General features: G+C 64.3%; 27 protein-coding genes, 1 pseudogene and 1 riboswitch. Of the genes and pseudogenes, 9 read left to right on the forward strand and 19 right to left on the reverse strand.

What is annotated here, in order from left to right; translation table 11 throughout:
• Positions 1 to 38: 38 nt before the first annotated feature.
• The 6 genes and pseudogenes from X771_RS137795 to X771_RS137770 form a co-directional block, all read right to left on the reverse strand.
• Entirely contained in the window at positions 39 to 779 is a 741-nt protein-coding gene (locus X771_RS137795) for an FAD-binding oxidoreductase (RefSeq protein WP_023690265.1), read from the reverse strand.
• Positions 776 to 1,387 carry a molybdopterin-dependent oxidoreductase gene (locus X771_RS137790; protein WP_023690266.1) on the reverse strand — a complete coding sequence of 204 codons (612 nt, stop codon included), beginning with the start codon at positions 1,385 to 1,387 and terminating at the stop codon, positions 776 to 778. The genes X771_RS137795 and X771_RS137790 overlap by 4 nt, the downstream gene beginning before the upstream one ends.
• Before the next feature lie 130 nt (positions 1,388 to 1,517).
• Positions 1,518 to 1,748: pseudogene (locus X771_RS137785) on the reverse strand (PDZ domain-containing protein); the annotation flags it as partial.
• Between the two features lie 15 nt (positions 1,749 to 1,763).
• A complete protein-coding gene (locus X771_RS137780) occupies positions 1,764 to 2,528 on the reverse strand; it encodes an MBL fold metallo-hydrolase (protein ID WP_050587501.1) in 765 nt (254 codons plus the stop codon).
• On the reverse strand, positions 2,528 to 3,694 hold the full coding sequence (locus X771_RS137775; protein WP_023690269.1) for a diphosphate--fructose-6-phosphate 1-phosphotransferase: 1,167 nt from the start codon (positions 3,692 to 3,694) through the stop codon (positions 2,528 to 2,530). Before X771_RS137775 ends, X771_RS137780 begins: the two co-directional genes overlap by 1 nt.
• Before the next feature lie 99 nt (positions 3,695 to 3,793).
• Positions 3,794 to 4,561 (reverse strand): L,D-transpeptidase, encoded by a 768-nt coding sequence (locus X771_RS137770; protein WP_023690270.1) that lies wholly within the window; start codon positions 4,559 to 4,561, stop codon positions 3,794 to 3,796.
• A 229-nt stretch (positions 4,562 to 4,790) separates the two neighbouring features.
• On the opposite strand from X771_RS137770, the gene X771_RS137765 reads away from it, so the two are divergent.
• From X771_RS137765 to xylB, 3 genes are all read left to right on the forward strand, one after another.
• The gene (locus X771_RS137765; RefSeq protein ID WP_023684282.1) at positions 4,791 to 5,414 is read left to right on the forward strand and encodes a LysE family translocator; all 624 of its coding nucleotides are present in this window, start codon (positions 4,791 to 4,793) and stop codon (positions 5,412 to 5,414) included.
• Positions 5,415 to 5,438: 24 nt separating this feature from the next.
• Complete coding sequence (locus X771_RS137760; protein ID WP_023690271.1) at positions 5,439 to 6,764, forward strand: tetratricopeptide repeat protein; 1,326 nt, start codon at positions 5,439 to 5,441, stop codon at positions 6,762 to 6,764.
• 81 nt (positions 6,765 to 6,845) lie between these two features.
• Positions 6,846 to 8,300 carry a xylulokinase gene (gene xylB / locus X771_RS137755; protein WP_023690272.1) on the forward strand — a complete coding sequence of 485 codons (1,455 nt, stop codon included), beginning with the start codon at positions 6,846 to 6,848 and terminating at the stop codon, positions 8,298 to 8,300.
• A gap of 269 nt (positions 8,301 to 8,569) precedes the next feature.
• Here the strand turns inward: xylB and X771_RS137750 are convergent, their stop codons facing one another.
• The 5 genes from X771_RS137750 to X771_RS137730 form a co-directional block, all read right to left on the reverse strand.
• On the reverse strand, positions 8,570 to 9,973 hold the full coding sequence (locus tag X771_RS137750) for an FAD-binding oxidoreductase (protein ID WP_031203233.1): 1,404 nt from the start codon (positions 9,971 to 9,973) through the stop codon (positions 8,570 to 8,572).
• Complete coding sequence (locus tag X771_RS137745; protein WP_023690274.1) at positions 9,973 to 11,274, reverse strand: cytosine deaminase; 1,302 nt, start codon at positions 11,272 to 11,274, stop codon at positions 9,973 to 9,975. Before X771_RS137745 ends, X771_RS137750 begins: the two co-directional genes overlap by 1 nt.
• 198 nt (positions 11,275 to 11,472) lie before the next feature.
• Positions 11,473 to 12,324, reverse strand: a complete 852-nt coding sequence (locus X771_RS137740; RefSeq protein ID WP_023690276.1) for an ABC transporter permease — start codon at positions 12,322 to 12,324, stop codon at positions 11,473 to 11,475.
• A complete protein-coding gene (locus X771_RS137735) occupies positions 12,311 to 13,135 on the reverse strand; it encodes an ABC transporter ATP-binding protein (protein ID WP_023690277.1) in 825 nt (274 codons plus the stop codon). The genes X771_RS137740 and X771_RS137735 overlap by 14 nt, the downstream gene beginning before the upstream one ends.
• A 2-nt stretch (positions 13,136 to 13,137) precedes the next feature.
• Positions 13,138 to 14,142, reverse strand: a complete 1,005-nt coding sequence (locus tag X771_RS137730) for an ABC transporter substrate-binding protein (RefSeq protein WP_023690278.1) — start codon at positions 14,140 to 14,142, stop codon at positions 13,138 to 13,140.
• A 255-nt stretch (positions 14,143 to 14,397) separates the two neighbouring features.
• Here X771_RS137730 and X771_RS137725 point away from each other — a divergent pair, with 255 nt between their 5' ends.
• Positions 14,398 to 14,781, forward strand: coding sequence for a RidA family protein (locus X771_RS137725; RefSeq protein ID WP_023690279.1), 384 nt, complete (start codon positions 14,398 to 14,400; stop codon positions 14,779 to 14,781).
• A gap of 53 nt (positions 14,782 to 14,834) precedes the next feature.
• Entirely contained in the window at positions 14,835 to 15,638 is an 804-nt protein-coding gene (locus tag X771_RS137720; protein ID WP_023670776.1) for a creatininase family protein, read from the forward strand.
• Positions 15,639 to 15,647: 9 nt separating this feature from the next.
• Here X771_RS137720 and X771_RS137715 read toward each other — a convergent pair whose 3' ends face one another.
• Complete coding sequence (locus X771_RS137715; protein WP_023690280.1) at positions 15,648 to 16,157, reverse strand: tyrosine phosphatase family protein; 510 nt, start codon at positions 16,155 to 16,157, stop codon at positions 15,648 to 15,650.
• Positions 16,154 to 17,209: a threonine-phosphate decarboxylase CobD gene (gene cobD / locus X771_RS137710; RefSeq protein WP_023690281.1), complete on the reverse strand. Its 1,056-nt coding sequence runs from the start codon at positions 17,207 to 17,209 to the stop codon at positions 16,154 to 16,156. The genes X771_RS137715 and cobD overlap by 4 nt, the downstream gene beginning before the upstream one ends.
• Between cobD and cbiB the strand changes: the two genes are divergently transcribed.
• Entirely contained in the window at positions 17,208 to 18,185 is a 978-nt protein-coding gene (cbiB, locus tag X771_RS137705; protein WP_023690282.1) for an adenosylcobinamide-phosphate synthase CbiB, read from the forward strand. The two genes, cobD and cbiB, sit on opposite strands and share 2 nt — an antisense overlap.
• Before the next feature lie 173 nt (positions 18,186 to 18,358).
• Here cbiB and cobO read toward each other — a convergent pair whose 3' ends face one another.
• The 5 genes from cobO to X771_RS137680 form a co-directional block, all read right to left on the reverse strand.
• Complete coding sequence (gene cobO, locus X771_RS137700; RefSeq protein ID WP_023690283.1) at positions 18,359 to 18,973, reverse strand: cob(I)yrinic acid a,c-diamide adenosyltransferase; 615 nt, start codon at positions 18,971 to 18,973, stop codon at positions 18,359 to 18,361.
• Positions 18,973 to 19,485 carry a bifunctional adenosylcobinamide kinase/adenosylcobinamide-phosphate guanylyltransferase gene (gene cobU, locus X771_RS137695; RefSeq protein ID WP_023690284.1) on the reverse strand — a complete coding sequence of 171 codons (513 nt, stop codon included), beginning with the start codon at positions 19,483 to 19,485 and terminating at the stop codon, positions 18,973 to 18,975. Before cobU ends, cobO begins: the two co-directional genes overlap by 1 nt.
• Positions 19,478 to 20,287: a CbtA family protein gene (locus X771_RS137690; protein ID WP_023690285.1), complete on the reverse strand. Its 810-nt coding sequence runs from the start codon at positions 20,285 to 20,287 to the stop codon at positions 19,478 to 19,480. Before X771_RS137690 ends, cobU begins: the two co-directional genes overlap by 8 nt.
• 15 nt (positions 20,288 to 20,302) lie before the next feature.
• Positions 20,303 to 20,482: a CbtB domain-containing protein gene (locus X771_RS137685; RefSeq protein WP_023690286.1), complete on the reverse strand. Its 180-nt coding sequence runs from the start codon at positions 20,480 to 20,482 to the stop codon at positions 20,303 to 20,305.
• Positions 20,483 to 20,517: 35 nt separating this feature from the next.
• Positions 20,518 to 20,714: riboswitch (cobalamin riboswitch) on the reverse strand.
• 67 nt (positions 20,715 to 20,781) lie between these two features.
• On the reverse strand, positions 20,782 to 21,474 hold the full coding sequence (locus X771_RS137680; RefSeq protein WP_031203234.1) for a gamma-glutamylcyclotransferase: 693 nt from the start codon (positions 21,472 to 21,474) through the stop codon (positions 20,782 to 20,784).
• A gap of 136 nt (positions 21,475 to 21,610) precedes the next feature.
• Between X771_RS137680 and X771_RS137675 the strand changes: the two genes are divergently transcribed.
• The gene (locus X771_RS137675) at positions 21,611 to 22,786 is read left to right on the forward strand and encodes an aromatic ring-hydroxylating dioxygenase subunit alpha (RefSeq protein ID WP_023690288.1); all 1,176 of its coding nucleotides are present in this window, start codon (positions 21,611 to 21,613) and stop codon (positions 22,784 to 22,786) included.
• Between the two features lie 7 nt (positions 22,787 to 22,793).
• Here the strand turns inward: X771_RS137675 and X771_RS137670 are convergent, their stop codons facing one another.
• Entirely contained in the window at positions 22,794 to 23,993 is a 1,200-nt protein-coding gene (locus tag X771_RS137670; RefSeq protein ID WP_023690289.1) for an MFS transporter, read from the reverse strand.
• Between the two features lie 232 nt (positions 23,994 to 24,225).
• On the opposite strand from X771_RS137670, the gene X771_RS137665 reads away from it, so the two are divergent.
• Together X771_RS137665 and X771_RS137660 are read left to right on the forward strand one after the other, a co-directional pair.
• On the forward strand, positions 24,226 to 25,236 hold the full coding sequence (locus tag X771_RS137665; RefSeq protein WP_023690290.1) for a DUF1624 domain-containing protein: 1,011 nt from the start codon (positions 24,226 to 24,228) through the stop codon (positions 25,234 to 25,236).
• Positions 25,233 to 25,739 (forward strand): isoprenylcysteine carboxylmethyltransferase family protein, encoded by a 507-nt coding sequence (locus X771_RS137660; RefSeq protein ID WP_031203236.1) that lies wholly within the window; start codon positions 25,233 to 25,235, stop codon positions 25,737 to 25,739. Before X771_RS137665 ends, X771_RS137660 begins: the two co-directional genes overlap by 4 nt.
• Positions 25,740 to 25,777 lie beyond the last annotated feature (38 nt).

Below are 25,777 nucleotides of genomic sequence, written 5' to 3' on the forward strand. Positions count from 1 at the left end.
TCGCTGTCTCCATGAAACGGTGAACCACTGTGGCCCTCTCAGACGCCATAGCGCTCGGTGCGGATGATTTCCGCTGGTATGCCGGCGTCGATCAGCGCCCGGGCAGCCGCCGAGACGAAGGTGTTCGACCCGCAGACGAAGGCGAGCGCCGGCGGCCGCGGCAGCCGCGTGAGCGCCTGCATGACCATTGCCGTGTCGATGCGCCTCGAATAGTCGGACGGGCGCCGTGCCGCCTCGCGTGTCAGCGTCAGCACCAGCTCGAACCCGTCGCGGCCGTCGCCGAGGCCGATCAGCTCGTCGCGGAAGATCACCTCGTCCCAGACCCGCACCGAAAACATCAGCGCCACCGGCACCGCCGATTTGCGCAAGGTTCTATGCCGCACCATCGCCATCAGCGGCACCACGCCGGAGCCGCCGCCGACCAGAAGCAGCGGCCCGCCATCCCCATCGGACCAGACGAAATGGCCGCCGAGCGGCCCGCGCAGTTCGATCTCGTCACCGACAGCGGCGATGTCGTGGAAGAAGGGCGAGACTTCACCATCGTCGAGCTTCTCGATCACCAGCTCGATCGTGGCGCCGCTCTCCGGCGCCGAGGCGATGGAATAGGAGCGGCGCGCCTGGTAGCCGTCAGGCGCAGTCAGCCTGACATCGACATGCTGTCCGGCGCGATAGGCGAATGGCCGTGACAGCGCGAAGAAGAAACTGGCAACGCGTGGCGTCCGCTTTTCGATCCGGGTGATTTTCGCCGTCTGCCAGGGAGATTGCGGCGCTTCGCTCATGGATCGCCGCTATAGCGCTGCTCGCGCCACGGGTCGCCATAAATGTGATAGCCGCGCAATTCCCAGAAGCCCGGCTCGTCGCGCTCGGTGAACTGCAGCCCGTTCAGCCATTTGGCCGATTTCCAGAAGTAGAGATGCGGCACCAGGAGCCGCGCCGGGCCGCCATGGTCGGCCGTGATCGGCTTGCCTTCATAAAGCAGCGCCACCATCGCCTTCCCCTCGGTGAGATCCTTGGCCGGCACGTTGGCGGTATAGCCGTCATAGCCATGCGCCAGCAGGAAGCCGGTCGGCGCTTCGATGCCGGCATCGGCAAGGATATCGTCGACCAGCACGCCTTGCCAGGCGGTATCGAACTTGGTCCAGGCGGTAACGCAATGGATGTCGCGCGTCATCTTGGTCAAGGGCAGCGCGTTGAACTCGGCCCAGTTCCACTTCTTGATCGGGCGTGGCCCGTGCTTGAGCGTGAACGACCAGTCCTCGGTGCGCACGCGCGGCGTCGGCCCCGCCGACAGCACCGGAAAGCCCTGTTCGAGATACTGACCGGGCGGAATGCGCGCATCGGTCTCCGTCGGAGGCTTTCGACCGGAGGAAAAACCGCGAGTGACCATTTGACTGTCCGTTTTTAGCAGGCCATTGCCGGCCTGCCGTAATGTTCTCGAAGATGTCGCGGCGGGCAATAGGAATTTCGGCGGCCGTGCGGCAGGCCTGTCGGTGGTCCGGCGAGCCTGCCATGATGTCTCAACCGGCGGCGAAGGATACGGCGACGAAGATTTGCGCGTCGCCGCGATCGATCAAAAGCAGCACCGACTTCCGGCCCGATCTGCCGGCCTCGGCGATCGCCTGGTTGGCTTGCCGCGCATTCCGCACCGGCGACTGGTCGACGGCGACGATGACGCCGCCCGGCTGCAGGCCCGCATTGGCGGCTGCCTTGTCCGGATTGACGCGCTCGACCACGGCGCCACGCTGGTTCCGATCACAATGTCGTCAGCGGCCTTCGGTGCGCCTGAGATAGGTTGTGGCGATCTCGCGCATCCGGTTGCCGTCGAAGCTCGGCCCATGGCCGCCATGGCCGAGACGGACAGGCAGATCGAGGAGCCGCTGCATGGTACGGCGATAATCAGGCCGGGAGGAATCCGGCAGGTCGTCGATCAGCATGGAATCGTAGATGGCGTCGCCGGCAAAGAACAACCCGTCCGTCTCTTCGAACAAAGCGATCGAATCCGGCGAATGTCCGGGCAGATGCAGGACGCGGAACTGCCGGTCGCCGAGGTCGACGACGTCGCCCTCGTCCAGCGTGCGCGTCAGCGGCGCCGGCGGGATCTTGTAGTCGGCCGCCGTCCAGCCCGGCGTCGGCAATTTCGAAACGGCGCCGTCGAGATTACAAAACATGTAGGCGTAGGTCACTGCCTCGTTCATGGTCTCGAAATGCTCGGCACTGTGCCGCGGCCCGGCGCGCAGCGGAAACTCGTGCAGCGAGCCGACATGGTCGAGATGGATGTGGGTGGCGACAACGATGAGCGGCTTGCCCTCGGGCGTGTCGATCTCAGGCGCCAGCGGGCAGATGCCCATGCCGGTGTCGACCAGCAGGTCGGCGTCGCGTCCCCTGAAATGCCAGATGTTGGCGCGCACGAAATCATGCACGAACGGCTCGGTCAGCATCGTCGTGCGGTCGTCGATGATCGTCTTGCCGAACCAGTCGCCGACAACGCGCTCGCCACCAAAACGGGTGCCGCCAAAACGGCCGCCCATCAGACGAAGGGCTTTCCCACCTTGTATTTTTCCGGCCCCAGCCGCTTCAGGTAAGCCATGCCCGCTTCCGACAGCTGGTTGACATCGGGCTTCATGAAATCGTCGGGCATATGGCGCGTCTTGCCGGCGACGTTCTTCAGCGGCACCTTCTTCAGCACGGTTTTCGTGCCGTCATATTGCAGCGCCACCGAGCCACCGCCTTCGCCGGCAACGGCAACCGCGAAGGCGCCGGCGTCGAAAGCCTCCCGCGCGTCGACGGCGCTGATCGCGCCGACATAGCCGCGCGGCATGTAGCCAAGCGCATCGACGCGGGCGCGCTTGCCCGGCAGGCCTTCGGCGAGCGCACGTTCCAGAGCTGACGGCAGGTCGCTGCCCGACAGTTTGACGTTGCCATGCGCGTCGCGCTCGAGCTTGTCCGGCGGCACCAGGCTTTCGACCAGCGCCTTGCCGTCGGCGGTGCTGACACCTTCGGAGACGGCGACGATGCAGCGCTTGTGGCGGTCGAGCGTGGAGCGCACGTCGTCGATGAAACCGGCGGCGGAGAATGGCCGTTCCGGCACGTAGACCAGATGCGGGCCGCTGTCGGGATCGAGCTGCCAGGCTGCAGCCGCCGCGGTGAGGAAGCCGGCATGCCGGCCCATGACGATGCCGACATAGATGCCGGGCAATGCGCGGAAATCGAGATCGACGGACAGGAAGGCGCCGGCGACGAATTCGGCCGCCGAGATGAAGCCCGGCGTGTGGTCGTTTTCCTCGAGGTCGTTGTCGATGGTTTTTGGCGCATGGACGAAAGCGATGCTGCCGCCGGCGGCGTCGGTCAGAATCTGCTGCGTGCCCGACGTGTCGTTGCCACCGATGTAGATGAAAGCGTCGGCGCCGGCCTTCTTCAACCCGTTGAGGATGACTTCGCAATAGGCAGCGTCGGGCTTGTCGCGTGTCGAGCCGAGCGCGGCACTCGGCGTGCCGGCGATCAGCCGCAGCCGGTCCTCTGGGATGGCGGAGAGGTCGACATAGTTGCCGTCACGAATGCCGCGCACGCCGTGGAGCGAGCCCAGCACCTTGGCGCCGGGATGGCGCTTGCGGACTTCCAGCGTGGCCCCGACAACCGTCTGGTTGATGACGGCGGTCGGGCCGCCGCCCTGTGCGATGACAAACGTTCCAGCCATGCTCGATCTCTCCCGGCGCTGTGGTTTTCAAGTCACCTTGGCCTAGCTTGCCGCATCGCGCAACGGGAGTTTCCAGCGGCGCCAAACCGCCGCACAGGATCAGACGACCACGACCGGGTTCTTCTTGGAAACGCGGCTGTAGAGGTCGATGATATCCTGGTTGATCAGGCGCACGCAGCCCGACGACATCGCCTGGCCGATGCTCGCCCATTCCGGCGAACCGTGTATGCGGTAGCCGGTGTCCTTGCCGTCCTGGTAGATGTAGAGGGCGCGTGCGCCGAGCGGGTTGGTGAGGCCACCGGGCTGGCCGTTTTGCCATTTCACCAGTTCCGGCTTGCGCTGGATCATCTCCGGCGGCGGCGTCCAGGTCGGCCATTCCTTGCCGTACTGGATGTTGGCGCGGCCGGACCAGCGGAAGCCGTCCTTGCCGATGCCGACGCCGTAGCGGATGGCGTCGCCGCCCTCCTGCACCAGATAGAGCTTTCGCTCCTGCAGATGGACGACAATCGTGCCGGGCGCCTCGCCGGTCTCGTTGACGACGATCTGGCGGCGGAACTCCGGCTTGACCTTCTGATAGGGCACCGCCGGCACTTCGAAGCCGCCATCGTTGAGCGAAGCGTACATGACATCGGGGCCGGTGACGTTCTTGTCGACGCTGATCGCCGGACGGATCGGCCGCACCGAGCCGGTGACCGTGTCATCCAACTGGAATTGCGGCAGCTCGAGCGTCGAAGTGCTGCAGCCGGCCATGCCGAGCAGCGTCATGGCGCCGGCCCCTGACAGGACGAAGCGGCGGGAATAGAGATGTTCGGCCTCGTTTGCGTCGCCATTTGCTGGCGGCGTCACATTCTGCGGCAACTCACGCATGCACCCAAACCCTACGCTGTCGGCGGGAAACACGGTCCGGCCGGATAGCAGGCAGTTTCGCCAAACATGGTTGAAAAAGGGTGAAGGCCCAACGACCGGTCTTAAGCCTGTGCCGCCAATAGCCGCAGCGATCTGGCGAAAGGGTCCGCCGTGCATTTTTGGGAGAGGGCTCTTTACATTCCTCCGCACACGAGGATTTATCCTTTTCTTTGCGCTCAAGGAGACAAAGATGTCGTTCGAAAACTGGGCCGCCTTCGCCGCCGCCTCCACCGTTCTGCTCATCATTCCCGGCCCGACCATTCTTCTGGTCGTGTCCTATGCGCTGGGCCAGGGCTGGCGCACCGCCTTGCCGATGGCCGTCGGCGTGGCGCTGGGCGACTTCACCGCCATGACCCTGTCGATGCTGGGCATCGGCGCGCTGCTGGCCGCGTCGGCGACCGTGTTCACCATTCTGAAGCTGATCGGCGCCTGCTATCTGATCTATCTCGGGGTAAAACTGTTTCGCGCCGGCGGCGCGCTCAAAGCCGAACCACGCACAGATGCCGTCTCGGCCGCCAAGATGATGGCGCACGCCTGGCTGGTCACCGCACTCAACCCGAAGAGCATCACCTTCTTCGTCGCCTTCCTGCCGCAGTTCCTCAACCGGGAAGCCGATTTCTGGGCACAGATGCTGATCTTCGAAGCGACCTTCCTGGCGCTCGCCTTCGCCAATGCCTTCGGCTACGCGCTGATTGCGGCGCGCGCCCGCAACGTCGTACGCAACCCCAAGGCGATCCGCATCTTCAACCGCACCGGCGGCACGCTGCTGGTCGGCGCCGGGATCGCCACGGTGGCGATGCGCTCGGGCAATTAGGAACTGCGGAGCATCAGGGCCGATATGGCAGTAAGAGATCCATTCGGCATGATGTTTTCGGGCGCGACCGAGGCCGGGTTTTCACCCTACAGCCAGGCCGTTCATGAATTGCAATGCTTCGTCGGCGACCCGGTCGGCTCCGTTGACCGCGCCATATCGGCGGATCCCGGTTTCGTCATGGCGCATGTCTTCAAGGGGTATCTGTTCGGCCTCGCCACCGAACGCGAGGCAACAGCGGTCGCCCAGGCGTGCCATGCTGCGGCACTGCCGCTTGCCGCGACGCCGCGCGAACAGGCGCATGTGGCGGCCCTTGGCCACCTTGCCGGGGGACGCTGGCATGACGCCGCGCGCCTGCTCGAAGATATCGCCATCGACAACCCGCTCGACGCGGTGGCGTTGCAGGTCGGCCACCAGATCGACTTCTTCACCGGCAATGCCCGCATGCTGCGCGACCGTATCGGCCGCGCGCTGCCGTCCTGGCGGTGCGGCATGCCGGGTTATCACGCCATTCTCGGTATGCAGGCCTTCGGTCTCGAGGAGATGGGCGACTATGTCAGGGCCGAAAGTTTCGGCCGACAGGCGATCGAGATCGAGCCGCGAGACGGCTGGGCGCAGCATGCGGTCGCCCATGTCATGGAGATGCAGAGCCGGCAACGCGACGGCATCGCCTGGATGCGCACCAACCCCGAGGCGTGGACGAAGGAAAGCTTCCTGCAGGTGCATAATTGGTGGCATCTAGCGCTGTTCCACTACGATCTCGGCGAGACCGACGAGGTGCTCAAGCTCTATGACGGGCCGATCTATGGCGAGCGTTCGACGCTGGCGCTGAACATGGTCGACGCCTCTGCGATCCTGTGGCGGCTTTATCTCGGCGGTGTCGATGTCGGCGACCGCTGGGCAGCGCTCGCTGCCAACTGGGCGCCGAAGGCTGGAGCCGGCAATTACGCCTTCAACGATGCGCATGCGATGATGGCATTCGTCGGCGCCGGTCTCGAAGCGCCGGTCAAGATCTTGCTCGAAGCCCAGCACGAGGCGATGCGCGGCAGCGACGACAACGCCGCCTTCACCCGGGATGTCGGCCAGCCACTGACGGAAGGCATCAAGGCATTCGGCGAGGGCAACTACAGCGAAGCGGTGCGCCTGATCCGACCGATCCGCGCCATTGCCCATCGCTTTGGCGGCAGCCACGCCCAGCGCGATGTGATTGATCTCACGTTGATCGAGGCGGCGTTGCGCGCCGGCGACCCAGCGCTTGCCTGGGCGTTGACGGCCGAGCGCGCACTGGTCCGGCCGGACAGTCCGCTGTCGGCGCTGTTTTCGCAACGCGCCGCCAATTTGTCAGAGAATTGACCCGCGGCGGATCTTGTTTTAAAAACTGGCTAGCCAGATTTTTTCGAGACCCGAAAAAATTAATGGCAATGGGAGGAATGCATGTATCTCGGCCTCGATCTCGGCACGTCGGGCGTCAAGGCGCTGTTGATCGATGCCGGGCAGAAGATCATCGGCTCCGGCCATGCGTCGCTTGACGTATCGCGGCCGCATCCCGGCTGGTCCGAACAAAACCCCGCCGACTGGATCCGCGCCTGCGATGCGGCCATTGCCGAGCTGAAAGCCTCCCACCCGAAAGAGCTTGCCGCGGTCAAAGGCATCGGCCTTTCCGGCCATATGCATGGCGCCACCTTGCTCGATGCCGGCGACCAGGTGCTGCGCCCCTGCATCCTGTGGAACGACACGCGCAGCCACGCGGAGGCCGCCGCGCTCGATGCCGACCCGCACTTTCGCCAACTCACCGGCAACATCGTCTTCCCCGGCTTCACGGCGCCGAAACTCGCCTGGGTGAAGAACAACGAGCCCGCGGTTTTCGCCGAGGTTGCAAAAGTGCTTTTGCCGAAGGATTTCCTGCGGCTGTGGCTGACCGGCGAGCATATCTCAGAAATGTCCGACTCGGCCGGCACCTCCTGGCTCGATGTCGGCAAGCGGCGCTGGTCTTCCGAATTGCTTGCGGCGACGTCGCTCGACGAAAGGCAGATGCCGTCGCTGGTCGAGGGCACGGAGAAGGCTGGAGCCTTGCGCGCCGAACTGGCCGTCAGCTGGGGCATAGCATCGGGCACCCCGGTTGCCGGCGGCGCCGGCGACAATGCTGCTTCGGCCTGCGGCATGGGCACGGTCGGCGCCGGCCACGCTTTTGTGTCGCTGGGCACATCTGGCGTGCTGTTTGCCGCCAACGCTTCCTACCTGCCCAATCCGGCAAGTGCGGTCCACACCTTCTGCCATGCCCTGCCCAACACCTGGCACCAGATGGGGGTCATCCTGTCTGCGACCGATTCGCTGAACTGGCTGTCGGAGATTTCGGGCAAGAAGGCCGGCGAATTGACCGCCGAACTTGGCGATGTGCTGAAAGCGCCGAGCGGGGTGTCGTTCCTGCCCTATCTCTCGGGCGAGCGCACGCCGCATAATGATTCCGCCATTCGTGGGTCCTTCACCGGACTGGCGCATGAGTCGAGCCGCGCGGTGCTGACGCAGGCCGTGCTCGAAGGCGTCGCCTTCGCATTCCGCGACAGTCTCGAAGCCTTGAAGACCGCCGGCACGGATTTGACGCGGGTGACGGCAATCGGCGGCGGCTCGCGCTCGCGCTACTGGCTGAAGGCGATCGCTACGGCGCTGCAGGTGCCCGTGGACATTCCGGCCGACGGCGATTTCGGTGCTGCCTTTGGCGCGGCGAGGCTTGGTCTGATCGCGGCGACAGGGGCTGATCCGCTGGCGGTGTGCACGGCGCCGAGGACGGATGCGACGATCGAGCCGGATGCTGCGCTTGGCGGGGCGTATGCCGATGCGTACCAGCGCTACCGGGCGCTATACCCGGCGATCAAAGGCGTGACCGCGTGAGTCGGCGCGAGGCACCCCCCTCTGCCCTGCCGGGCATCTCCCCCGCAAGGGGGGAGATCGGACTGCCGCATCGCTTTCACTAATTGTCAGCGTGTCAGATTGGCCGCGGCGTTCAGGCTGCCAATCTCCCCCCTTGCGGGGGGTGAGAAGTGGTCGGCGAAGCCGATGGGAAGCCAATTGCTTGGCTTTCCAAACGACGAACGCCCGAAGCGGCAGCGTAGGGCCTGTGCCGGCAGGACAGAGGGGGGTGCTCAAGCTCAAACCTCTGCTCATTCTGCTTTCTGCAACCCCTTGAACAAAAAAGTCCGGCCCGAGCGATAGTCGTAATCCGGATTTTCCCAGGCAATCATCTTGCCGGGATTGAGCAGGCCTTGCGGATCGGTCTCGCGCTTGAAGGCGAGCTGGATTTCATCCGTCTGCTTCATGCCGCCCTCTTCCAGCGTGTAGCGGTGCGGGTTGAAGATCGGGCAGCCGTTCTCCTCATGCAGCCGGATGATTTCGTTGAGCCGGGCCTCGGTGGTGAATTTCACCAGCGGCAGGCCGAAGCAGGTGATGTTGCCGTCGAGGCGCACGAATTCGAGATGCGAAAAGACCTCGTTCGGAAACATCGCGTCCATCTTCTCCACCAGCGCCAGCTGGTTGGGAAACGGATAGAGCGATTGCAGATAGGTGATCGCGGGATCGACCCGCAGTGCCCTGAGCGTGGTGTGGTTCCACGCCAGCTCGAAGCCCGGCGGCAGGCCCTTTTTCTCTTCGTCCGTGGCCGTCGCGGCATTGAAGATGACCTCGCCGCCGGCGCGGCGGGTGAAGGCGAGGAACGCGTCTAGCCCATGCCGGGCAACCATGACGACGCAGATGCTTTGCCCGTCCCGGAAGAACTTCTGGTGGCGCTTGAAATAGAGCTGCGGCACGGGCGCGGCGATCGGCGTGATCAGCTTGGTCAGGATGCCGTCCTGGCGTGCCAGCAAGTTGCCGTAGCGGGCTGCCGGCATGAAAGCGTCGAAGCCGACGATCACGTCGATCCATTCATAGGCTGCAGTCAGCGGCATCTCGACCTCGGTGATGATGCCGTTGGTGCCATAGGCGTGGGTGACTTTGTGCAAATCCTCGCCGGTGAGTTCGAGCGCCTTCGGTTCGGTTTCCATGGTGACGACGCGCAGCCGCAGCACATTGCCGAAATCACGCAGACCGCCGAAATTGATCGAGCCAACGCCGCCCGAGCCGCCGGCGATGAAGCCGCCGATCGAGGCGGTGTTGTAGGTCGACGGCGACAGCCGCAGTTCCTGCCCGGAATGCGCGCGCGTCGCTCTGTCGATGTCGGCGAGGATCGCGCCCGGCCCGGTCACCACGCGGCCCGGCGCTATGGCCTTGATCTCGTTCATCTCGGCAAGGTTCAAAACCACGCCGCCCGATAGCGGCATCGCCTGACCGTAATTGCCGGTGCCGCTGCCGCGCGGCGTCACCGGAACGCCGTGGCGGTGGCAGGCGGCGAGCACACGGATCAGTTCGGCCTCGGTCTTCGGTGTCACGATCAGGTCGCCGGTGACGTGGTCGAGCTGCTGCTTCAGCACCGGGCTGTACCAGTAGAAGTCGCGGCTCTTCTGCTGGACGATGGCCGGATTGTCGTCGAGCTTTATCCCGTCGAGATCGCGTTTGAGCGCCGAAACATCCATCATTCCACCATCAGTTCGTCGAGCTCGGCATAGTCGGGCAATTGCCTGTCGATCGCTCGGCCGTTGCGCACGACGATGCGATCCGATTCGGGCCGCGACAGCAATTCCGTCCAGCTCCGCCCTTTGAAGACGATGAAATCGGCGCTGCCACCGGCTGTCAGTGTCCCGACACCGTCGAGCCGCATCACCTTGGCCGGCGTCGCCGCCACCGTCTGCGGCCAGTCGCCGACCGGATGGTCGAAATGCAGGATGCGCGTCGCCATGCGGTAGACCTCCAGCATGTCGAGATCGCCATAGGCATAGAACGGATCGCGGGTGTTGTCGGAGGCGACCGCGACCGGGATGCCCCTCGCCTTCATCTCATGCAGCAGCGTCACGCCGCGCCAGCGTGGCGTGGTCTGGTCGGCACGCCGGTCCTGCAGATAGAGATTGCACATTGGCAGCGACACCACCGCCAGCCGCGCCTTGGCCACCTTGTCGAGTGTATCGAGCACGTCGAGATCCGGCTGGCGCGCCAGCGAGCAGCAATGTCCCACCAGCATGTTGCCCTCAAAACCGTTCCACAGTGCCGCCTCGGCGATCTTCTTCAGCGATATCGCCGCGATGTCGTCGGTCTCGTCGGCGTGGAAATCGAGATCGAGCCCGTGCCTGTTCGCCTCGGCGAACACCTTGTCGAGAAGCTCTTCGAGATCCGGCACCATATAGGTGACGACGCCGAGCACGCCCTTGGCCGCAGCCACACGCTTGGCCAGCCTCTCGAACCACTTTCTGTCGCGCACGCCTTCGATGCCGAGCAGGCAGGCCGCCTGCAGCTCGATGCGGCCGCGCCATTTCTCCCGCATCGCCTCGAACACCGGCCAGGAGATTTCCTCCTGTGGCGGCACGCTGTCGAGATGCGTGCGCAGCGCCTTGGTGCCGTGCGCGTAGGCCGAGCGCAGCGAGAAATCCATGCGCCGCGCCACGTCCTCGGCGCTCCAGCGCGCTGCACGGTCGGCGCCGGTGGCATTGAGCGCGCCCATGAAACTGCCGTCGGGATTGGGTTTGCGCGGCCAGATATGGCCCTTGTCGATGTGGGTGTGGCAGTCGACGAAGCACGGCAGCACGATGCGGCCGGCGAGATCGACGGCATCGGTCGGCGCCTTTGATTTGTATTGCGCGGCGATGGCCGAGATCTTGCAATCGGCAACGGCAATGTCGGCCAGCGCGAAACCGTCGGTGTCGTAAGTGGTGGCAAGACCTGATGTCAGCGACCGGTGAAGGCGGACGTTGGTGAGATGGTACGAGCCAGAGGTCGGTATCAAGGACCGCCCCCCTCTGCCCTGCCGGGCATCTCCCCCTCAAGGGGGGAGATTGGCAGCTTTTCCGACAGCACCCGTCTTCCAACGTCGATAATTGGCGAAATCCCGGATGACGTCCAATCTCCCCCCTTGAGGGGGAGATGGCCGGCAGGCCAGAGGGGGGGGTTTCGCGCCAGCATCTCAATCACGTCACCCAACCCCCTACCGCTCATGCTTCAGCGCGCTCTCGTGCCAGCGGCGCAGGATGAGATGCGACACCAGCGACAGCACCAGGAAGATCAATATGCCGGTGAGCGAGATCAGGATCAGCGCCGCGAACAGCCTGGGCGCGTTGAGCCGGTAGCCGGCCTCGATGATCCGCGAGGCGAGCCCTGAGGATTGTCCCTGCGCGCCGGCGACGAACTCGGCCACCACGGCGCCGATCAGCGACAGGCCGCCGGCGATCTTCAGGCCTCCTAGAAAATACGGCATGGCCGCCGGCAGTCTGAGATAGCGCAATTGCTGCCAGCGCGTCGCGCCGTTGAGCTTGAACATGTCGCGCAGATTGCGGTCGACCGAATTGAGGCCGAGCGTGGTGTTGGACAGGATCGGGAAGAACGCGACGATCCAGGCGCAAAGCAAAAGCTTCACCGTCTGGTTGTCCACATAGATGTTGATGAGCGGGAAGACCGCCACGATCGGCGTTACCTGCAGCACGATGGCGAAGGGAAAGAACGACATCTCCACCCATTTCGATTGCGCAAACAGCACCGCCAGTCCGACGCCGCCGACCACTGCAAGCAACAGACTGAGGAAGGTTATGCGCAACGTGACCAGCAGCGCGGAGAACAGGAGCCCGGCATCGCTATAGAGCGTCCACAGCACCACGCCGGGGCGCGGCAGAATATATTGCGGGATCGCGTTCCACACGCAGATGCGGTCCCACAGCCAGATCGCCAGGATCATGATCGCCAAAGGCAAGACCCACCGGCCGATCCGCTCCAGCCGCTCCTGGCGTACGCGGCCGGCCTCTTCCGCGTCGAGCGTTGCGGCATTCTGATCAATGGCCGTCATGGTGCGGTCCGGCTGATGTGTTGATGGCGTTGACCAGGATGTCCGAGGCCTGGCGGCAGAGCGCGGCATAGTCGGGCGAGGTGCGAAACACCTCGTCGCGTGGATAGGCGGCATCGATTGCCAACTCGGCATGGACGCGGCCCGGCCGCGCCGCCATGACGACGACGCGGTTTGACAGGAACACGCTTTCGAAGACGCTGTGGGTGACGAAGACGACGGTGAAGCGCTCGTCCTGCCACAGCTCCAGAAGGTCGTTGTTGAGCTTGAAGCGGGTGATCTCGTCGAGTGCCGCGAACGGCTCGTCCATCAACAGAATGCGCGGCTTCGTCACCATCGCGCGTGCGATCGAGACGCGCATCTTCATGCCGCCGGAAAGTTCGCGCGGCACGGCGTTTTCGAAACCGGTCAGGTGCACCCGCTCCAGCATCTCCATCACCACCGGCGCCGCCTTGGCACGCGACACGCCTTTCAGCCTGAGCGGCAACCAGACATTGTCGAAGACATCGGCCCAGGGCAGCAGCGTCGGTTCCTGGAAGACGAAGCCGATATTGGCGCGGTCGATCGAACCGCCCCAGTCGAGTTGACCGGATGTCGGCGTCGACAGGCCCGCGATCAGCCTCAACGCCGTCGACTTGCCGCAGCCGGACGGCCCGAGAAGGCTGACAAAATCGCCCTCGCGGATGGCGAGATCGACGTCGCTCAATGCAGTCACGCCATTGGAAAACACCTTGCCGACATGGCGCAGCGTCAGCAGCATCGGGCCTTCACCCGATGCCGTCATGGGCGCCTGCGCCATCTTTTCCAGCTTCACGATTACTTCTTCAGCTCGATTCCGACACCTTTGTTGATGAAGGCCAGCGTATAGGCCTTCTTGATATCGATGCCCTCGGGCGTGACCTTGGCCTTGACCATCTTGTCATAGAAGCTCTTGATCCGGTCTTCGTTCATGGCGCCGATGCCGAGCTTTTCGGTGTCGCCGGAATCGGCCAGGCCGAACTTCTTCATCTGCTCGATCGAGAAGGCAATCTGCTCGTCGCTCATGTCGGGGTTGTCTTTCTTGATCATCTCGTTGGCGGCCTTGTTGTCGCCGTAGAGGTATTTGTACCAGCCCTTGGCCGAGCCATCGACGAAGCACTGGACCACCTCCGGCCGCTTGTCGATCGTGTCCTGCATCACCTCGATCGTCGTCGAATAGGTGTCCCAGCCATAGTCGGCGAGCAGGAACTGGTTGGGCACGAAGCCGCCTTCCTTCTTGACCGCAAAAGGCTCCGAGGTGACGTAACCCTGCTGGATCGACTTCTTGTTGGCCAGGAATGGAGCGGTGTTGTAGGTGTAGGGCACGCGCTTGGCGGCATCGAAACCGAGTTCGATGACCATCCACTGGAAGAAGGTCTGGACGCCCTCGTCGCCGAGAATGTACTGGTCGGCGTTCTTCAAATCCTCCCACTTGTCCAGCCCCTGCCCCGGGTGGGACATGATGACTTGAGGGTCCTTCTGGAAATCGGCGGCGACGACGCGCATCGGGATGCCCTGCTGGACGGCGTCGAAGGCCGACAGCAGATTGCCGCCCATGTAGAAATCGAGCTTGCCGGCCAGCAGCAGCGGCCGCCCGCTGACCTGCGGACCTCCCTGCGAAATCGTCACGTCGAGGCCACATGCAGCGTAGGTGCCGTCGGCGACGGCCTGGTAGTAGCCGCCATGCTCGGGCTCGGCCAGCCAGTTGGTACCGAAGGTGACCTTCTCGTTTGCTGCCGCGCCGAACGTGCCGGCTCCAAGCAGCGCGACCGCAAGCGCTGAAATCTTCTGTTTTCCGTACATCGACACCACCCTTTGTTGGCTCCGGAGCGTCACGCGCCGGGCTCGACACCATTGATCCAAGAAGCAAGACACATGCCACCGCCCGGGCCGCCTGCTTGCGCGGCAGTCACTGCCAACACCGGACGGGTCATGCTGTGCGGGAGGCATCGTGCCTATTTTTTGGACGCCTGTCCACAATCGCCCTTGTGCCATGCACCACATCTTGAACGTACTATCGGTCACGTCTTAGGCTGGTCTCGCAGACAGGAGATTGCCATGTTCAGATACCTCGCGCCGAAGTCGATCAAGCCGCCTTTCGCCCGCTACAGCCACGGCGTCGAGGTGCCGCCAGGCAAGCGGCTGGTTCTGTGCTCCGGCCAGGTCGCCATCACGGCGGACGACGAGATCCCCGAGGATGCCGGCGCGCAGGCCGAGCTCTGCTTTCAAAACATAGCGGCGATTCTGGCTGAAGCCGGGCTGGGGCTAGGCGACATCGCGCGCATAAACGCCTACGTCACCGACCGCGCCTTTCTGCGGCCCTATATGGACGTCCGCGACCGCTTGTTTGCCAGCCCCGCGCCCGCCTCGACGCTGATGATCGTGTCAGGCTTTGCGCGGCCGGAATTCAAGGTCGAGGTCGAGGCGATTGCTGCCGGGTGATCGACAGGCGACGTTTGGCGCGCTAGGTCTCCCTCACAGTCAAGAGGCATGACATGACCGTTGCAAACAGACGCGTGTGGTGGGGCGACTACCGGACCACCGAATACGCCGCGATCGATCCGGAGGCGACGATTGCCGTGCTGCCGGTGGCGGCGATCGAGCAGCACGGCCCGCATCTGCCTGTATCAACCGACACCTCGATCATGAACGGCATGCTGGAGACGGTCATCGCCCGCCTGCCCGGCGATCTCGACATCCGCATCCTGCCGGTCCAAACGGTCGGCAAGTCGAACGAGCATCTGCAGGCGCCGGGCACGCTCACCCTGCCGGCGGCCACCCTGGTCGATGCCTGGACCGAGCTTGGCCTGTCCGTTGCCCGCGCAGGCGTAAGGAAACTGATCGTCGTCAACTCGCATGGCGGCAATGAAGAGATCATGGGCATCGTCACGCGCGAGCTGCGCGTGCGTGAGAGGATGCTGGCGGTGAAGACCAGCTGGCAGCGCTTCGGCCGCCCCGCCGGCATGTACACAGAGCTGGAAGACCGCCATGGCATCCATGGCGGCGACGTCGAGACCTCGTTGATGCTGCATTTTCGCCCGGAGTTAGTCGACATGGCCAAGGCCGACAATTTCGCCTCCAAGGTCGCCCGCGCCGAAACCGAATTTGCGCTGCTGCGCCACACCGGAACGCACGCTTTCGCCTGGATCGCTGGGGATCTCAACCCCAACGGCGTGGTCGGCGATGCCAGCATTGCCACGGCCGAGAAAGGCCGACTGACGGCGGAGCATCAGGCCGACGGCTTCATCACCCTGTTGAAGGATGTGCGCAAGGCGAAGCTTGCCGACTGGCTGGCATAGCGGGCCGCCTTAGCCGTCGATCTTCAACACGAAAGGCGTACCCTCAAAAGCATCGGCGCCGCGTCCGATCGCCTCGATCGCTTCGATCATGCGGCCTTGTCGTGAGAGCAGAGCATCCGCGACGGCGATCAACCGTGGATTGGGTGTCGCCGAGGGCGAAAGCTTCCGCAATGTCTGCGCAAGTTCGACTTCGTCGCGCTTCGGGGCGAGCGCCGCCGCAATGATATAGGCCGAGGCGGTCGAGCGGCTGATGCCGGCATAGCAATGGACGACCATGGGTTTGGCGCGGTCCCATTTCCGGGCGAAATCGAGCAGATTGCGCACATGGCCTTCGCCGGGCATGGTCATGCCGTCCTGCGCCACCGCGATGTCGTGCATGACCAGATGCAGGTGGTTTTCCCTCGCGATTGAGGCCGGCCGCGTCACCTCGGTGCCGGCAGCGAGCAGCGACAGCACGCGCTCGGCGCCGCTTTTGGCCACCGTCTCCTCAAGCTTTGCCAGCGAACAGATATGGATCATGGCGCGATCTCCTTCGACCCATCGTCGCGCCGTGCGTGCCAGTCGGCAAGCGCCGATTCGAGCCGCTGCCATTCCTCCTGACTTCCAGGCAGCCCCGCGCGGAGCACCTGGGGACGCTCGGAAAAATGCCTGAGCAATATGCCGCGCTCACCGAGCGTCGAAAACAGCCCCGGTGCATCGGCAAGCCGGAGATAGCGAAACAGCGTCGTGCCGCCGGCGACAGCAACGCCAAAGCGCGAAAGCAGCGCATCGAGCCGCGCCGCATCCTGCGCCAGCCGCCGCCGCATGTCGGCCTGCCAGCCGCTGTCGGCAAGCGCGCGGATGCCGTATTCGAGCGCTGGGCCGGCGACCGCCCAAGGGCCGAATTGCGTTTCAAGCCTTTCGACCGTCACCGCATTGGAAAGTGCGAAGCCGAGCCGCAGGCCGGCGAGACCGAAGAACTTGCCAAACGAGCGCAGCACGACGATGCCGCCCCGCCCGACATCGCCGGCCAGGCTTTCCGCGTGCGGGCCGACATCCATGAAGGCTTCGTCGACGACCAGCAGACCGCCTATGGCGCGCAATGTCTCGGCAAGCCGAAGCAGCCTCTCCCGCGACACGACGCGCCCGTCGGGATTGTTGGGATTGACGACGATGGCAATTTCGGCTCCCGCAAGCGCCTCGAAATCGTCGACCTCCGCCACCGCATGGCCGGCAATCGCGGCGGCCCTGGCATGCTCGGCATAGGTCGGCCCGAGCACCAGCGCCTTGCCGGGGCTGACCAGCGAGGCGACGCGTGGCAGCAGGATCTGCGTGCCCGGGGCGACCGCCACATTCTCGGCCGAAGGCGCGCCATAGGCGCCGGCCGCGACCCTGGCCAGCTCACGCAGGCGCGCGGCCTCCGGCAATCGTGACAGGGCGGTGGCGGGCAGCTCGAAAAGCGGGTAGGAGTGCGGATTGATACCTGTCGAGAGATCGACGAAAGGTTGTGGCGCGTGGGGGAAGAGCGCCCTCGCCCGGCCAAGGGATCCACCGTGATCCACCACAGTAATCGCTCCATCAGAAAGCTTCATGTCGATCCTGATCGCTTTCCTGTCGCTGGCCATCGAACGCATCCTGGGTTACCCGGACTGGCTGTTCCGTGCCGTCGGCCATCCCGTCACCTGGTTCGGCAGGCTGATAGCCTTTCTCGACCTCAGGCTCAACCGCGACACTGATTCCGACGCGCTGCGTCGCCGCCGCGGCGTGCATGCGCTGCTGGTGATCGTGCTGGTGCCGGCGGCAATCGCCTTCATCGTGCAAATCCTGCTCTGGCAGCTCTTTCCTGCCGGCATGATCATCACGGCAATCCTGGCCTCGTCGCTGCTGTCGCAAAAGAGCCTTACCGAACATGTCGAGGCGGTGGCCGATTCGCTGGATACCGGCGGGCTGGCGCTCGGCCGCATTGCGGTTGCGCGCATCGTCGGCCGCGATCCAGAGAAGCTCGACCATGCCGGCGTCAGCCGCGCCGCCATCGAAAGCCTGGCCGAGAATTTCTCCGACGGCATCGTTGCGCCCGCCTTCTGGACAGGTGTCTGCGGTCTGGCCGGCGGCGTCGCCTACAAGGCCGCCAACACCGCCGATTCGATGATCGGCCACCGCACCCCGCACCACGAGGCCTTCGGCCGCGCGGCGGCACTCTTCGACGACTGGATCAACCTGCCGGCGTCCCGGCTGACCGCGTTGCTGATCGTTGCCGCCGCCTTTCTCGTTGACGGCGCCGATCCCCGCAACGCCTGGCAAGCAGTGCGGCGCGACGCCAAAAAGCACCGCTCGCCCAATGCCGGCTGGCCGGAAGCGGCAATGGCCGGCGCACTCGGCCTGGCGCTCGCCGGCCCGCGCAGCTATGGCGGCGTCATCGTCGAGGACGCCTATATGGGCGAAGGCGGTAGGCGCGCGGCGGAAAGCCAGGACATCAGGCAGGCGCTGAAATTGTACCAGGTGGCGGACTATCTGCTGATTGGGCTGTTCGGGTTGCTGTCGGCGGTGCTTATCGCGGTGACGTTCTGAGAGCTTACCGTCGCCTTCCTTTACCCTCCCCCTTGTGGGGAGGGTCGGCGCGAAGCGCCGGGGTGGGGGACTGCGTACTACGAGAACCCCCCCCCCCCCCCNACCCCCACCCCGATCCGCTTCGCGGATCGACCCTCCCCACAAGGGGGAGGGTAAAAGGTGAGGATAGCCCCTCAAAACTCAATCCCCTGCTGTGCTTTAACGCCGGCCGAAAAATGATGCTTGGTCACGCCCATCTCCGTCACCAGATCCGCCGCCTCGACCAGCGCCGGCTTGGCGTTGCGGCCGGTGACGACGACATGCAGACCTTCGCGCCGCGCTTTCAGCGCCGCCACCACTCTGTCGAGATCGAGATAGTCGTAACGCAGCGCGATGTTCAGTTCGTCCAGCACGACGAGGCTGATCGAGGGATCGGCGATCAGTTCCAGCGCCTTGGCCCAGGCGGCTTCGGCCGCCTTAATGTCGCGCTTCAGATCCTGCGTCTCCCAGGTGAAACCCTCGCCCATCGTGTGCCAGACGACGCGGTCGCCAAACGCCGCGAAGGCATCCTTCTCGCCGGTGTGCCATTTGCCCTTGATGAACTGGACCATTCCGACGCGCTTGCCATAGCCGAGCATGCGCAGCGCCAGCCCGAAGGCGGCCGTGGTCTTGCCCTTGCCGGGTCCGGTGTTGACGATCAGCAGCCCCTTCTCGACCGTCTTTTCCGCGACCTCGGCGTCCTGCACCGCCTTGCGTTTGGCCATCTTGGCGCGGTGGCGTTCTTCGTCTTTTGCGTCGATATCGGTCATCATTTCACCTTGAGCGGCAGCCCCGCCACCATCAGTAGCACCGTATCGGCAACCGCCGCGACCTGCTGGTTGAGACGGCCGGCGGCATCACGAAACCGGCGTGCGAGCGCATTGTCGGGCACGATGCCTTGCCCGACTTCGTTCGAGACAACGAGCCAGGGCCCGCGCGGCCGCGACAGCATGTCGGCTAGCCGCCGGCATTCCGCCTCGAGATCATGGTCGGAAAGCATATGATTGGTCAGCCACAGCGTCAGGCAATCGACGAGCACCGGCTGGTTGTCGGGCAAGGCTTCGAGCGCTCCGACAAGATCGAGCGGCGCGTCGATGGTCGCCCAGCCTTCGCCGCGCCGCGAGCGATGCAGCGCGATGCGCTCGCGCATCTCATCGTCATAGGCTTCGGCGGTGGCAATATAGGCCCATGGCGGCGGCAACGCCGTCGCCAGGGTTTCGGCATGCGCGCTCTTGCCGGAGCGCGCACCGCCGATGATAAAGGTCAAACTGCGATCAGGCAAAGCTGTCGCGCAGGCTGGTCGCCGAGCCGGTGAAGCGTTCGCGCACCACGCCAATGACGGCGCCGAGCACCAACCAGAACACCAGATTGGTCACCGTCACCGCCACCACGAACTGGTGATGCAGGCCTTCGGGGATCGGCGTCTCGAAACTGTCGGGCTGCGGCGCGCCGACAATATGCGGGGCGACGATCAGAACGACGGCAAGGACGGTCAGCGGCGCCGAGGTGCGGAAGGCGATCAAGGCAAGGCCAATGGCAGTCGCCACAACCGTCGCCACCCACCAGATCTGGCGCTGCATGAGATCGGCCGCCGGCATTGCCGGCAGTTCCGGCGGCAGGCCGAGGCCCGGAGCCAGCGTGAATACGGCAAAGCCGGCCAGACCCCAGAACACCCCCTGGCGCCAGTTGCCGATGCCGCCGGCGAATTCGGAAACCGCCACCAGGACCAGCGCGAAACCGATACCGGTGACGATATTGGCCAGCACGCTGAAGGCGAATCGCTCGAAGCCGTCGGCCGGCGCCCAGCCTTCGTCCTCCGCTGGCGCGGCAGCTTCAGCCGGTGCGGGTGCTGCGCTGCTCACGGCATTTTCCGCCGGCGCGGCGGTGCTCATGGCATTGGTGTCCGCAGCGTTGGCGGCGGGCGCCGCGGCATGCTCATGCTCATGGCCGCCACCAGCCTTTTCGTAGACCTCGGCCTTGAGGATCAGCGGCACGGTGGCGTAGGCCTGCATGCAGGCGAGAGCGACACCCGCCACGAGCCCTGCGATCGCCGCGATGAACACGACGTTGCGAAACAGGTTCATGATGTCAGATCCTCGTCAGTGGCAGGGAAACGCCATCGAATGGCGATAGTCGTGCGCCGCATTGTGGACCGCATCGATATGCGAGAAACCGACAACGCCGACGACGAAAATGCCCAGAAACGCGCTAAGCACGAGCTGCATGAAGCGCGACTGCGAGGAGACGGAAGCGCCGAGGGAGACGAAAGCGGTATTCATATCTTGTCCTTTCGCCCTCCACCCGAGGGCATCGAAGTCAGTTCCCTGTCGCCGGCAGGTCTCCTGGCTCGCGGATCAGCGCCCTTCCCCACCTTCCCGAGGAAAAAATCCTCAGTGGCTTGGAGAGGACTACCGCACACAGTTGCGGGGGCAGCCACGGCATTGGGCAACAAGTCAGCCCTCACCGCATTCCCTCTTGGTCCCTAACGGAACCGACGACATGCATGACTATAGGCTGAAACGGCCGCATCCGGCAAACCAAATTCCGCCGGCCAACAGCGCGAATGCGCCATGCGGCGTTACGGGTTCAACGCGGTGATCCGCTCGGCAACCAGCCGCTGCAGCCGCCACAGATGGCGATCGTGAATGCCGCGCTCTTCAAGGTTTTTCACCGTGTTGTAGAGATAGTCGGCGCCCGACCCCCAGTGCCCGCAGGACGTTGCCAGCCTTTCGACGACCTTGCCCTCGTCGAGCGGCCCTGAATAGGTCAGGCCGTTGCGGTTGATGACGAAGGCCAATGCCCTGAGCGGTCCGGCCTCGCTTGCAAGCTTCAGCATGCGCGGCCGGTAGCTTGTCGGCTTCAGCGTGACTTCGCGCCGGAAAAGCCGGCCCAACTGCCCGCGCCGGTTACTTTCGGTCAGCCGGAAGGCGACGCCCTTGCATTGTCCGCCACGGTCCAGCGCCATCATCAGGCCGGGGCTGTCCTTGGTGCCGCGCCAGCGCGTCATGTTCATGCAAAAGGACCGATGCCAGCCGCGCGCCAGCGCAACGCGGTCCTCGACATAATCTATTTCCGGTTTCCAGATCAGCGATCCATAGCCGAACAGCCATAGCGGTTCGCTATCCGGGAGTTCGACCTGCAATTCATCCAGCAGCGCGTCATAGTCGGCGTCATCGAGATGCATCGCGTCCGGATCCGGCCCGGGGTCCCTGATCTCGCGCCAGCAGCGTGCGACCAGCTCCGGCGTAAGCGACATCTGTCGTGCGGCCAATTTCCGAATCCCCCCAATTTCCGAATGTCCCATGTCCACGACATGATTATGCGCCGCGCCTGCAACCGGCAATGCGGCACTCTGATTGACAAACTATCTGCCGGGGTGTCGGCTGACGCTTCATAGGAAGCCAGCCATGCATCCCAACCCGAGCGAGCGCGACCCCTATAACGGCCTGAGCCGGGCCGAACCGACGCTACCGTCATCGGCCTATTGGGATAGCGAGGCTTACCAGCGCGATCTCGACGCCATCTGGTACAAAAGCTGGCTGCTCGTCTGCCGCGAGGCCGATCTTGCCCAGCCTTTGGCATTCAGGACATTCCGCGTCGGCACGCAGGAAATCGTCATTCTGCGGGACGAGACCGGCGAGTTGCGCGCCTTCCACAACACTTGCCGGCATCGCGGCTCGCAGCTTTGCCAGAAAAGCGAGGGCCGGCTGAAAGCGCGGCTCATCACGTGCCCCTACCACGCCTGGTCCTACTCGCTGCGCGGCGATCTCGTGCGCGTTCCCTCGAAATCGCTGCCAGATGGTTTCGACAAGGCAGATCATCCGCTCTACCGGGTGGCGCTGTCGGTGTGGCGCGGCTTTGTCTTTGTGAACCTTCAGCAGGCTGCGGCCGGCTCCGCCGGGACCTCCTTCGATCCCGCATCCGGCGACCTCGCCAACTGGCCGCTGGAAACGCCGGTATCAGGCCATGTCCTGCGCAAGGTGATGAACTGCAACTGGAAGATCTTCTGGGAAAACTTCAACGAGTGCCTGCATTGCCCGGGCGTCCACAAGGACCTGTCTCGGCTGGTGCCGATATACGGCCGCGGCCTGATGAGCCGGCACGACGACCCCGACTGGGTCCGCCATGCCGACAATGACGCGCCGGAGTTTTCGGGTGGCCTGCGCGCCGGCGCCGAGACCTGGTCGCGCGACGGACATGCCCATGGCCCGGTCTTCCCGGGTCTGACGGCGGCCGAGCGCGCGGCCGGACAGACCTATGCCACCAACCTGCCCTCGATGTTCATCGTTGGCCATGTCGACTATATCAGAACGGTGCGGCTGGTGCCGCTCGGCCCGGAGCAGACCGAGCTGACCGCCGAATGGCTGTTCGCGCCCGAGGCGCTGGCTGAGACCGACGTCGACAATGTCGTCGCCTTCGGCACCCAGGTGCTGGAGGAGGATGCCGCGATCTGCGAGATCAACCAGAAAGGCCTGCGCTCGATGCGGCACCGGGCCGGCGTGCTGATGCCGGAGGAGTATGATCTGCACCGCTTCCACAACTGGGTGCGCGAGCGGCATGCTGCACTTGAGGCAACCGCCTGATCGGCGACTAAAGCGACTTCGGCAGATAGCGCCAGGTGATAAAGCCGCAAACCGCGGCCAGAATGCCCAGCGTCACGAACACCGAGCCGAGGCCGAAAAACGCCAGCATCACCGAATAAACCAGCGGCGGCGTCAGTTCGGAAAAGTCGAGATAGGTGCGGTAGACCGCGGCCATCTGCGCCCGCTCATAGGACCGCACCGAGCGCATGAAGGCGGTCGAGCCCAGTGCATCGAGCGCGATGGTGAAGAAGGCGCCGCAGAGCAGGAAAAAGCCCGTAAGCAGCGGCGCGGTAGTGCCGACCGCGCCCGCCGCAAGCAGCGTCGCCGACATCGCGAAATAGGCGAAGGTCATGGTGCGCCGGCCGCCGAAGCGTTTTCCCGCTTTGCCCCAGAAGATCGCCATGAACAACAGCGCATTGCCGGCCGAAACCAGCAGGCCGCCGGCAAGCTTGCCCTCGCCGGTAATCACCATGAACAGCGGCCCGTAGACGAAGAACGTCGTCCAGAAGCAGGAGCGGCCGAAGGCGATCAGCCAGGCCAGCCTGAGCCTGGGTTGTGCTACGAAGCGGCCGATATTGGCCAGCGGATTGGCCGGCCGTGTCTTGCCCGGCCGGATCGACCGGTTGTCGCCCAGCCTGTAGGCCCAGAACAGCGCCAGCAACGCCAACGCAAACACCGCGACCGCGCCATGCGCGGCATAGATGCCGTAGCGTGTGTAGAGGAAGATGCCGAGTGTCGGCCCGCCGGTCCAGGCAAGCATCGACCACGCCATGCGCAGCGATTCGGCCTGCATGAAATCGGTCTTGCGGATGTGATCCATGATGTAGAGGTTGAGCGTGATCGACAGCGCGCTCGCCCCCATGACGCGGCACAGCATGCCTGCCAGTTGCCCGGCAAGCGTGTGGGTGACGAAGAACAGCGAGCCCATCGCCAGCAGGCAGGCGCCGGCGGTATAGACCCAGCGCCGGGCAAACCTGCGGATCAAGATCGGCATGAACAAGGTCACCGACAGGCCGAGCAGCGCCACGATGGTGTATAGGATCGAGACGATCTGCTCGTTGTGCAGAATCTCATAGGCCTGGATCGGGATGACGCTCGATACCGTGGCGCGGGCGAAGGATTCGACCGCATAGAGCGAGGCAAAGGTGCGCGCATCCGCCGGACGCAGGGCCGGAAGCCAGATCGGATGGCGCACATGGGTGGACATTTGATCCCCAAATCAGACTCGCAGCCCAAATCTGCGCTGGCGCTTCCTCCGCCGGTAATAGGAAACCGACCCCTTCCCGGCAAAAAGCGAATTCGGCCAAAGGCTTTCCGGCTCTGGCCTAAAGCGCCGCCCGATGCAGCCGCACGGCGCGACCCGGAGCGTAGAGGGCGGCCTTCTTTTGTCCGGTGCAACCGTGATAGTCGTCTTTGGGGCTGAATCAGATCGCGAGACCATGAGCATCCATACCGCACCCCCTGGAGATCAACTGAAGCGAGATAAACCGAAGCGCATCGTCGCCATCGATGTCGCACGCGGCATCGCGCTGATCGCCATGGCGAGCTACCACTTCACTTGGGATCTCGAAAATTTCCACTACACCGACCCCGGCCTCACCGCCGTCGGTTGGTGGAAGATCTATGCGCGCTGCATCGCCTCGACCTTCCTGTTCCTGGTCGGCGTCAGCCTGTTTCTCGCTCATGGCAGGCAGATCCGCTGGACCGGCTTCTGGAAACGTTTTGCCATGGTCGCCGTCGCGGCCGCCGCTATATCGGCGGTCACGTACTTCATCACGCCGGACAGCTTCATCTTCTTCGGCATCCTGCATCAGATCGCGCTGGCCAGCCTGCTCGGCCTTTTGTTTCTGCGGCTGCCTTCCTGGCTGACGCTGGTCGTGGCGGCGGTGGTGATCGCAGTCCCCCTCTATCTCCGATCTGAAGCCTTCGATCATCCGGCGCTTTGGTGGGTCGGCCTGTCGGCGATCAACCCGCGCTCCAACGATTACGTGCCGCTGTTTCCCTGGTTCGGCGCCGTGCTTCTCGGCATCGCCGCGGCAAGGTTTGCGTCCACCACTGGCCTGCTGGCGCGGCTGGCCACGCTGGGATCAGGAAGCTGGACCAGGCCGCTCACCTTCATCGGCCGCCACAGCCTGGCTTTCTACCTGATCCACCAGCCGCTGCTGTTCGGCTGCGTCTGGCTGTTCTCGCAGATTGCGCCGGCGCCCGTCGAAACAAGGGAAGTGATCTTCCTCAAGGAATGCCAGGTATCTTGCGAACAGCAGCGCGACACGGAGTTCTGCACCAGCTATTGTGTGTGCATGCTGGACACGCTGCAAAGCGAAGCGGCATTCGACCGGCTCTACAATGGTGACCAGACCCCGGAGTTCAAAGCGCATCTCGGTGAACTCGCCGGCATCTGCACCGCAAGGACGGAGGAGAGTCCGATGAAGCAGGGAGGGCAACAATGACCGACAAGCTCACAAAACCCGGGCTGGCAAAACCCGATCTACCGAGACCACGGCTGACCCCATGGCCGCCGCTGATCTACATCGCCGCCATTGCCATCAGCATCGCGCTCGGCCTGTTCTATCCCCTGCCCTGGATCGGCGACCTCTTGGGCGACCTTTTGTTTGCCGCCGGCTTTGTGGTGCTGTTTGCCGTCGCAGCCCTCTGGTTCACCGCTATCCGCACCATGATCCGGGCCAAAACGACGATGAACCCCAATGGCGTGCCGGAGCATCTGGTGACGTCGGGCCCGTTCGGCGTCACGCGCAACCCGATGTATCTGGCCAACACGCTGCTTTTGATCGGCGTTGCCTTCGTCTCGGGGATCGTATGGTTCCTGCCGCTGGCTTTGATCGCGGCATTTGCAACGCAGAAGGTCGCCATCGAGAGCGAGGAGAAGGTGCTGTTCGCCAAATTCGGCAAGAAGTACCGCGACTATGCGAAGCGGGTGCGCCGGTGGATTTGAGGCGGGTGTGATCGCTGGCAGGGTTCGCATGCCTTGGC

It is taken from the genome of Mesorhizobium sp. LSJC269B00 (assembly GCF_000502815.1).
Classification (GTDB): Bacteria; Pseudomonadota; Alphaproteobacteria; order Rhizobiales; family Rhizobiaceae; genus Mesorhizobium.